Annotated in this window: 8 protein-coding genes; all 8 read left to right on the top strand. The window is 69.7% G+C overall.

What is annotated here, in order from left to right; all coding sequences use genetic code 11:
- Positions 1 to 255 (top strand): SLBB domain-containing protein (locus tag Q0326_RS05990; RefSeq protein ID WP_363303762.1); only part of this gene is annotated, 255 nt, incomplete at its 5' end.
- 25 nt (positions 256 to 280) lie between these two features.
- Positions 281 to 1840: an XrtA system polysaccharide chain length determinant gene (locus Q0326_RS05985; RefSeq protein WP_298688153.1), complete on the top strand. Its 1560-nt coding sequence runs from the start codon at positions 281 to 283 to the stop codon at positions 1838 to 1840.
- Between the two features lie 10 nt (positions 1841 to 1850).
- The gene (locus tag Q0326_RS05980; protein ID WP_298688151.1) at positions 1851 to 2783 is read left to right on the top strand and encodes an AAA family ATPase; all 933 of its coding nucleotides are present in this window, start codon (positions 1851 to 1853) and stop codon (positions 2781 to 2783) included.
- The gene (locus Q0326_RS05975; protein WP_298688149.1) at positions 2780 to 4405 is read left to right on the top strand and encodes a hypothetical protein; all 1626 of its coding nucleotides are present in this window, start codon (positions 2780 to 2782) and stop codon (positions 4403 to 4405) included. The genes Q0326_RS05980 and Q0326_RS05975 overlap by 4 nt, the downstream gene beginning before the upstream one ends.
- Positions 4406 to 4422: 17 nt before the next feature.
- Positions 4423 to 5484 carry an AAA family ATPase gene (locus Q0326_RS05970; RefSeq protein ID WP_298688147.1) on the top strand — a complete coding sequence of 354 codons (1062 nt, stop codon included), beginning with the start codon at positions 4423 to 4425 and terminating at the stop codon, positions 5482 to 5484.
- A 12-nt stretch (positions 5485 to 5496) separates the two neighbouring features.
- Positions 5497 to 6348, top strand: coding sequence for an XrtA system polysaccharide deacetylase (locus Q0326_RS05965; RefSeq protein WP_298688145.1), 852 nt, complete (start codon positions 5497 to 5499; stop codon positions 6346 to 6348).
- Positions 6345 to 7403 carry a FemAB family XrtA/PEP-CTERM system-associated protein gene (locus Q0326_RS05960; RefSeq protein ID WP_298688143.1) on the top strand — a complete coding sequence of 353 codons (1059 nt, stop codon included), beginning with the start codon at positions 6345 to 6347 and terminating at the stop codon, positions 7401 to 7403. Before Q0326_RS05965 ends, Q0326_RS05960 begins: the two co-directional genes overlap by 4 nt.
- Before the next feature lie 4 nt (positions 7404 to 7407).
- A partial coding sequence (locus Q0326_RS05955) for a glycosyltransferase (RefSeq protein ID WP_298688141.1) occupies positions 7408 to 8282 on the top strand: 875 nt, incomplete at its 3' end.

Here is an 8282-nt window from a genome sequence, read left to right as displayed (position 1 = left end):
GTCGGCGCCACCGAGAAGCCCGCGAGCCTGCCCTACCGCGCCAACATGACGCTGCTCGACGCGATGATCGCGGTCGGCGGACTGTCCCAATATGCGGCAGGCGACCGCGCGAAGCTGGTGCGTTTCGACAAGCATACGGGCAAGCAGCAGGAGTATCCGATCCAGATCGCCAAGCTGCTCAAGCACGGCGACGTGAAGGCGAACGTCAAGCTCGAACCGGGTGACGTGATCATCATCCCCGAGAGCCTGTTCTGATCCGTCGAGCCCGGGACACCGCATAATGACCGCCATTCTCGACCAGATCCGTGTCGGCATCCACGCCGTCTGGCGTCGCCGCTGGCTGGCGCTCGCGGTCGCTTGGGGGCTCGCGCTGGTCGGCTGGCTGGCGATCTCGCTGATCCCCAACACCTATGAGAGCGTCGCCAAAATCTACATCCAGCCGCAGTCGATCCTGCCGCAGGCGGTGGGCATCAACCCCAGCGAACAGGCGCAAGACATCGACTCGGTGCGCCAGACGCTGACCTCGGGCGACACGCTGACCGCGGTGATCAAGAGCACCGACCTCGCCCGCCAGGCCGCGACCCCGCGCGACATGGCGCTGATGGTGACGCGGCTGCAGAACGCGATTGCGGTCAAGAGCACGCAGGACAATCTCTACCAGATCAGCGTCGACCTCTCCGGCGGCGGTTTCTCCGATTCGCAGAATGCGCATCTCGCGCAGGCGGTCGCCAACAGGCTGGTCGACCAGTTCGTCACCGGCAGCACCGCGGGCGGCGCGGCGGAGGCGCAGCGCTCGCTCACCTTCATGGACCAGCAACTCGCCCAGCGCGGCGCGCAGCTGCAGGATGCCGAGCAGAAGCAGCAGGCGTTCGACCAGAAGTTCATGGGGTCGCTGCCCGGCACCGGCTCGATCCAGCAGCGCATGGATGCCTCGCGCGCCCAGCTGCAGGACGTCGAATCCAATCTCGCCGCCGCGCAGAGCGCGCTGGCCGCGGTCAACGGCCAGCTCGCCGGGACGCCCGCGACGATCCCCGGTCTGCCCACCCCCGTTGTCGCGGGCACGACCGGCGGCGCGCGCGCCCAGCTTGGGCAGCTGCGCGGCCAGCTCGCGCAGGACCAGGCGCTGGGCTGGACCGACCAGCATCCCGACGTGATCGCGCTCAAGAACCAGATCGCGCGGCTGTCGTCGATCGCAGCGGCCGAGCCGGCAAGCGGCGGCAGCGGCGGCGCCGCGACCAGCCAGCCCAACCCGGCCTATATGTCGATGCGCGCGATGGTCGCGGAGAAGCAGGCGACCTATGCGGCGCTCGCCACGCGCCATGCGCAGATCCAGGCCGATCTCGCCTCCTTTGCTGCCAAGCAGGCGAGCGATCCCGACATCACCGCGCAGCAGGCCAAGCTGGCGCGCGACCATGACGTCCTGCAGGCGGCCTATGACAAGCTGCTCACCGACCGCGAGGCGATCAAGCTGCGCGCCGATGCGCAGAATTCGCCCGGCTCCACGCAGATCCGCGTGATCGACGCGCCGACGCTGTCGAAGGTGCCGGCCAAGCCCAAGCGGCCGCTGCTGCTCTCGGGCGTGCTGCTGCTCGCGCTGGCCGCGGGCGCCGGCGTCGCCTTCCTGCGCGCCAAGCTGCAGACGAGCTATTCGACGCCCGCGGCGCTGGCGGCGGCAAGCGGCCTGCCCGTGCTGGGCGCGGTCAGCTATGTCCGCGGCCCCAAGCAGACCGCGCTCGAGGCCCAGCAGATCAAATGGTTCGCGGGGGCGGGCGGCGCGCTGGTGGGGGCCTATCTGCTCCTGCTGGTCGTCGAATTCGCCCAGCGCGGGCTGATGGCGTGAGGATCCAGGCATGAGCAAGTTCAGCATGATCACGCCCGGCCCCGACGATCGCGGAGTCCGCAAGGGACCGCGTGGCCCCTCGCTGGTCGAGCGCGCCGCCGCCCTCTACGATTTCGGCGCGGCGCTGCGCGGACCGGGCATGCCCTCCGAACCGCTGCCCGTCTCCGCCGACGTCGTCTCGCCCGCGGCGGTCGTCACGCCGTTGTTCGACGGACCCGCACCTGCGCCGCGATTTGGTACCGTCGCGATCGATGCCCTGCGCGACGGCGGCTTCATCCTGCCCGACAGCGGCACGACCGCGCTCGCCGAGGAGTTCCGCATCGTCAAGCGCCAGCTGCTGCGCGGCGCCGACGACGCCGCCAATGGCCGCACCATCCTGGTCTGTTCGGCGCGTCCCGACGAGGGCAAGACCTTCTGCGCGATCAACCTCGCGATCAGTCTCGCCGCCGAAAAGGACGTCGAGGTCATCCTCGTCGACGCCGACGTCGCCAAGCCCGAGATCCTCTCGACGCTGGGGCTCGAAGCCGGGCCCGGGCTGATCGATGCGATCGCCGACGCGCAGGTCGACGTCGAGGCGTGCCTGATCCGCACCGACATCCCGGGCTTGATGGTGCTGCCCGCCGGCCGCCAGACCAACGAGGCAACCGAGCTGCTCGCCTCGGCGCGGACCAGCGCGGTGCTCGACCGGCTGCGGTCGCGCGATCCGCGCCGCGTCATCCTGTTCGATTCGCCTCCCGCGCTCGCCGCCTCGCCCGCCTCGGTGCTGGCGATGCACTGCGGCCAGCTGCTGTTCGTCGTGCGCGCGGAAAAGACCGGCGAGAGCGAACTGCGTGAGGCGCTCGAGATGCTGTCGGCCTGTCCGCGGCCGCAATTGCTGTTGAACGGCGTAGAGTTCGGTGGCGCCAGCCGGCGCTTCGGCCGCTATTACGGGATCGACGGATGACCACGTCCATGCGCCATGCGCTGCTGTTCCTGCCGCTTGTGCCCCTCGCGGCCGCGTTTGGCGCGACCCAGGCATCGGCGCGCACCACCATCCACCCCTATATTGAAGTCGAGCAGGTCTTCGACGCCGACCTGTCGGGGCACGGCCAGGATGCGGTGACCTACACCGGCGTCGGCGCGGGGGTCGACGTGACCTTCGACAGCCAGCGTCTCCACGGCCAGATCGACTATCGCTACGACCATTATTTCGCCTGGTCGAAGCGCGAGCGCGACACCGACACGCACAGCGGCCTCGCCAACCTCGTCTATCAGGCGACCCCCGAGCTCTCGCTCAACGTGGCCGGGATCGCGGCGCGGACGCGCGGCACGCTGGGCGCGCAGTCGCCGGGCTTCACCTATGGCGACACCGCCAACACCGAGCAGGTCTACGCGGTCGAGGCCGGGCCCAGCTATGCGGGGCATCTCGGCGACCTCTCGATCAACGGCGACTATCGCTTCGGCTACACCCGGACGACGGGGGGATCGGGCGATTATGATCTTGGGCCCGGTCAGCCGGTGCTGCAGAATAATTTCGCGACCACCGACCAGATCGTCGACGCATCGATCGGCATGGCGCCGCGCGCGAGCGGGCTGCCGTTCGGCTGGCAGGTCTCGGGCGGCTGGACGCAGGACAATGTCCATTTCCTCGACGCGCGGATGCAGGGCTATTTCGGCCGCGCGGACATCACCGTGCCGGTCAGCCAGACGCTCGCGCTCGAAGGCGGCGCCGGCTATGAGGATAACCGCGCCACCCAGTCGGCGATCCTCACCGATGCCGCGGGCAACGCGATCCTCGACGGCCAGCGCCATCTTCAGGCCGATCACGGCAAGAAGCGGCTGCTCTCCTACGACCAGGACGGGCTGATCTGGGACGTCGGGGTGCTGTGGCGGCCGAGCGCGCGCACCACGCTCGAGGTCCGCGGCGGGCGCCGCTATGGCGAGACCGTGGTCACCGGTCGCTTCTCCGACCAGCTCAGCCAGAATTCGAGCATCCAGGTCGTCGCCTATGACGATATCCAGAGCTTCGGCCGCCAGCTGACCAGCGAGGCGGGGGCACTGCCGACGCAGTTCGACAATCTTGCGCCGGCGGTGCCAAGCACGCTGTCGGGCTGCGTGTTCGGCGCCAATGGCGGGCAGGGGGCGTGCATCCCCGCGCTGAGTTCGGTCAATTCCAACTTCTACCGCTCGCGCGGCGTCTACGCCAATTACTCCAAGTCGAGCGGATTGTGGGTCTATGGCATCGGCGTCGGCTACGACAACCGCCATTATCTCGCCCCCGATCTCGGTCCGTCGATCGACGGCTTCGACGGCCAGACCGACCAGAGCGTGACCGTCGACGGCATTGTCGAGCGCAAGCTGTCGCCGGTCTCGAACGTCACCGTCAACGCGCTCGGCGCCTGGTATAAGGGCAGCGCGTTCGGGTCGCACGGCTATTACAGCTATGGCGCGACCGGCAGCTACAATCGGTCCTTCTCGCCGCACCTCTCGGGCAGCGCCTCGCTGGGCGTCTATTCGGGGGCGGGCGACGGCTCCAATGACGACGTGATCGGCACCGGCCTGATCGCGCTCCGCTACCAGATGTAACGACGGGACAGTCTCGCATGTACGACAGCCATTACGGGTTCAGCGATCGCCCCTTCCAGCTGACGCCGGACGCGCGCTTCTGGTTCGAGAGCAAGACCCATCGCACCGCGATGGCCTATCTCGGCTACGGCCTCGCGCAGGGCGAGGGCTTCATCGTCGTCACCGGCGACGTCGGCGCGGGCAAGACGACGCTGGTCGGCCATCTGATGGCCTCGGTCGACCCGCAGCGCCTCAACGCGATCCGGCTGGTCTCGACCCAGGTCGAGGACGAGGATATGCTGCGCCTGACCGCGCAGAAGCTCGGGCTCGCCACCGAAGGCCTCGCCAAGGCGCAGCTGCTCGAGCGGATCGAGCGCACGCTGCGGCTCCACGCCAATGAAGGCCGGCAGACGCTGCTGATCGTCGACGAGGCGCAGAACCTGCCCGTCTCCGCGCTGGAGGAGCTGCGCATGCTCTCCAACTTCCAGAATGGCGGACGCGCGCTGCTCCAAATCTTCCTGCTCGGTCAGCCCGAGTTCCGCGACCGGCTGCAGCGCTCCGAGCATCTCGAGCAGCTCCGCCAGCGCGTGATCGCGACCCATCATCTGACCGCGATGGAGGAGCCCGAGGTCGGCCCCTATGTGGCGCACCGGCTGGCGCTGGTCGGCTGGCAGGGCAATCCCGACTTCGTCGACGACAGCCTGCCCGCGCTCTATCGCCATTCGGGCGGCGTGCCGCGCAAGCTCAACATGCTGGCGGGCCGTGTGCTGATGCACGGCGCGATCGAGGGTCTGGCGCGGATCGATGCCGCGACCGTCGATCTCGTCGCCGCCGACATGGCCGAGGAGCGCGTCGTCCCCGAACCGCTCGCCGACGCCGCGCAGCGCCAGCGCATCGCCGACGCCGCGCCGCCGAGCGAGACCGCACCCGCGGTCCGCGTCGTCACCCGGCAGGATCCCGAGTTGCTCGATCGCATCGCGCAGCTCGAGGAACGGATCGACGAGCAGGAGGCGGCGCTGCGCCGCGTGCTGTCGCTGCTGATCGACTGGATCGAGCGCGAGGAAAGCGTCGGCGCCGACACCCGCTACGGCACGCACTGAGCGATGCCGCGGATGCGCAACGCGCTCTCGGTCGACGTCGAGGACTGGTTCCAGGTCGGCGCCTTCGAAAAGGTGATCGCCAAGGCGGACTGGCCGCGGCTGCAAGGCCGCGTCGCGCGCAACACCGATGCGGTGCTCGATCTGTTCGATCGGCTGCAGGTCAAGGCGACCTTCTTCACGCTGGGCTGGGTCGCCGAGCGCGCGCCCGAGCAGATGCGGCGCATCGTCGCCGAGGGCCATGAGATCGCCAGCCACGGCTGGGACCACGACCGCGTGTTCACGCTGACCCCCGACCAGTTCCGCGCCGACCTGCGCCGCGCCAAGGCCGCGATCGAGGATGCCGCCGGCGCCGCGGTCACCGGCTACCGCGCGCCGAGTTTCTCGATCGACACGCGCACGCCCTGGGCACACCCGATCCTCGCCGAGGAGGGCTATACCTATTCGTCGAGCGTCGCGCCGGTGAAGCACGACCATTATGGCTGGCCCGAAAGCCCGCGCTTCGTGTGGAAGCCCGTTGCAGGAAGCGCGATGCTCGAACTGCCGGTGACCACCGCCAAGCTCGGCACGCGGACGCTGGCAGCGGGCGGCGGCGGCTTCTTCCGGCTGCTGCCCTATCGCTTCAGCCGCTGGGCGATCCGCCAGGTCAATGCCGGCCATGGCGGCGAAGTCGAGCGCCCCGCGGTGTTCTACTTCCACCCTTGGGAGATCGACCCCCAGCAGCCGCGTGTCGCGGGCGCCCCGTTCAAGTCCAGGCTGCGCCACTACAGCCGTCTGTCGGCGATGGAGGGCAAGCTCGAGCGGCTGCTCGGCGAGTTCGCCTGGGACCGGGTCGACCGCGTCGTCGCAGAGCAGGTCGCCGCGTGAACCCGGCCGAAGCGGTGCTTCCGCTCCACATCCGGTCCGACCCCGACCCCGACGCGGTCGCCGCCTTCGTGCGCGCGCATCCCCGCGGCACGCCCTTCCACCTGCCGGCCTGGCTCGCCGCGATCGAGGCGGGCACCCGCCAGCGCGCGCATATGCTCGTTGCCGAGCGATCGGGCCGGATCGAGGGGGTGCTGCCGCTCACCACGATCCGCTCGCTGCTGTTCGGCAAGGCGATGGTTTCGTCCGGCTTCGCGGTCGGCGGCGGCGTGCTCGCCGATGATGATGCGGTCGCAGAAGCCTTGATCGAGGCGGGTTGGGCGCTGGCGGACAAACTCGACTGCCCGAGCCTCGAACTGCGCGGCGGCACGATACCCGCGGGCGTCGGATGGCAGCACAAGAGCGACACGCACGCCGGCTTCGTCCGTCCGCTCGCCGTCGACGACGAGGCGGAGCTCAAGGCGATCCCGCGCAAGCAGCGCGCCGAGGTGCGCAAGGCGCTGGCGAGCGACCTGACCGTCACCATCGGCACCGGCCCCGCCGATCGCGCCGCGCATTATGCGGTCTATGCGACCAGCGTCCGCAACCTCGGCACGCCGGTCTTCCCCAAACGCCTGTTCGCCGAAGTGCTCGCGCGCTTCGGCGACGATGCCGACATCCTCACCGTCCGCCACGAGGGACGGGCGATTGCCTCGGTGCTCAGCCTGTACCACAACGGCACGGTCCTGCCCTATTGGGGCGGAGGGACGGCGGAGGCGAGGACGGTGCGCGCGAACGAGCTGATGTATTTCGCGCTGATGCGCCATGCGCGCGAACGCGGCTGCACCCGCTTCGATTTCGGCCGGTCCAAGCCCGGCACGGGTGCCTTCGCCTATAAGAAGAATTGGGGCTTCGTGCCCGAGCCGCTGCATTATGCGGTGCGCACCGCCGACGGGGCCGAGGCGCGTGAGGTCAATCCGCTCAGCCCCAAATATCGCGCGCAGATCGCGCTGTGGAAGACGCTGCCGCTGTGGCTCGCCAACCGGCTCGGGCCGCCGCTCGCGCGCGGGCTGGGCTGAGCCGATGGGCGACCTGCTGTTCCTCGCCCACCGCGTCCCCTATCCCCCCGACCGCGGCGACAAGATCCGCTCCTACAACATCCTCAAGCATCTCGGCAGCCGCCACCGCGTCCATCTCGCGACCTTCGCGGACGACGAGGCGGACGTCGCCGCCGCCGAGGCGCTGCGCCCGCTGGTCGCCAGGCTGCATGTCGAGGTCCGGACGCGCTCGCGCGGCTCGGCCGCCGCGATCGGCTTTGCGAAACGGTCGTCGATGTCGGTGGCGGCGTTCGGCAGCAGGGCGATGGCGGGCTTCGTCGACCGGGTGCTCGCCGACGAGCCGATCGACCATGTCTACGTCTTCTCGGGCCAGATGGCGCAATATGCGCCGACCGACCGGCCCTTCGTGATGGACTTTGTCGACATGGATTCGCGCAAATTCGCGGATTATGCGGGCGCCGCGCGCGGGCCGATGCGGATGCTGTGGGCGCGCGAGGCGAAGCGCCTGTTCCATTTCGAGCGCGAGACGGCGCGGCGCGCGGTGGTGTCGCTGTTCGTCAGCGAGGCCGAGGCGGCGCTGTTCCGCGCGCGGACGAAACTGTCGGCGGAATGCGTGCAGGTGCTCGAGAACGGCATCGATCTCGCCGCCTATGCGCCGGCGCCGCACGTCCCCGAGGAAGCGCCGCTGATCGTCTTCACCGGGCAGATGGACTATGCCCCCAATGTCGAGGCGGCGCTCGGCTTCGCGCGCGACGCGCTGCCGATGATCCGCGCCCGCCATCCCGCGGCGCGCTTCGCGATCGTCGGGCGCAAGCCGACCCCCGCGCTGACCGCGCGCGACGGCCGCGACGGCGTGATCGTCACCGGCGAGGTGCCCGACGTGCGGCCGTGGCTGACCCG

The organism is uncultured Sphingomonas sp. (genome assembly GCF_937859915.1).
Taxonomy (GTDB): domain Bacteria; phylum Pseudomonadota; class Alphaproteobacteria; order Sphingomonadales; family Sphingomonadaceae; genus Solisphingomonas.
This window is presented reverse-complemented; position numbering and strand designations above follow the sequence as displayed.

Excerpts from the sequence above, each read along its gene's own strand:
- Q0326_RS05970 (WP_298688147.1), top strand. The coding sequence starts at position 4,423 with ATGTACGACAGCCATTACGGGTTCAGCGATCGCCCCTTCCAGCTGACG.
- Q0326_RS05980 (WP_298688151.1), top strand. The coding sequence starts at position 1,851 with ATGAGCAAGTTCAGCATGATCACGCCCGGCCCCGACGATCGCGGAGTC.
- Q0326_RS05985 (WP_298688153.1), top strand. The coding sequence starts at position 281 with ATGACCGCCATTCTCGACCAGATCCGTGTCGGCATCCACGCCGTCTGG.
- Q0326_RS05975 (WP_298688149.1), top strand. The coding sequence starts at position 2,780 with ATGACCACGTCCATGCGCCATGCGCTGCTGTTCCTGCCGCTTGTGCCC.
- Q0326_RS05965 (WP_298688145.1), top strand. The coding sequence starts at position 5,497 with ATGCGCAACGCGCTCTCGGTCGACGTCGAGGACTGGTTCCAGGTCGGC.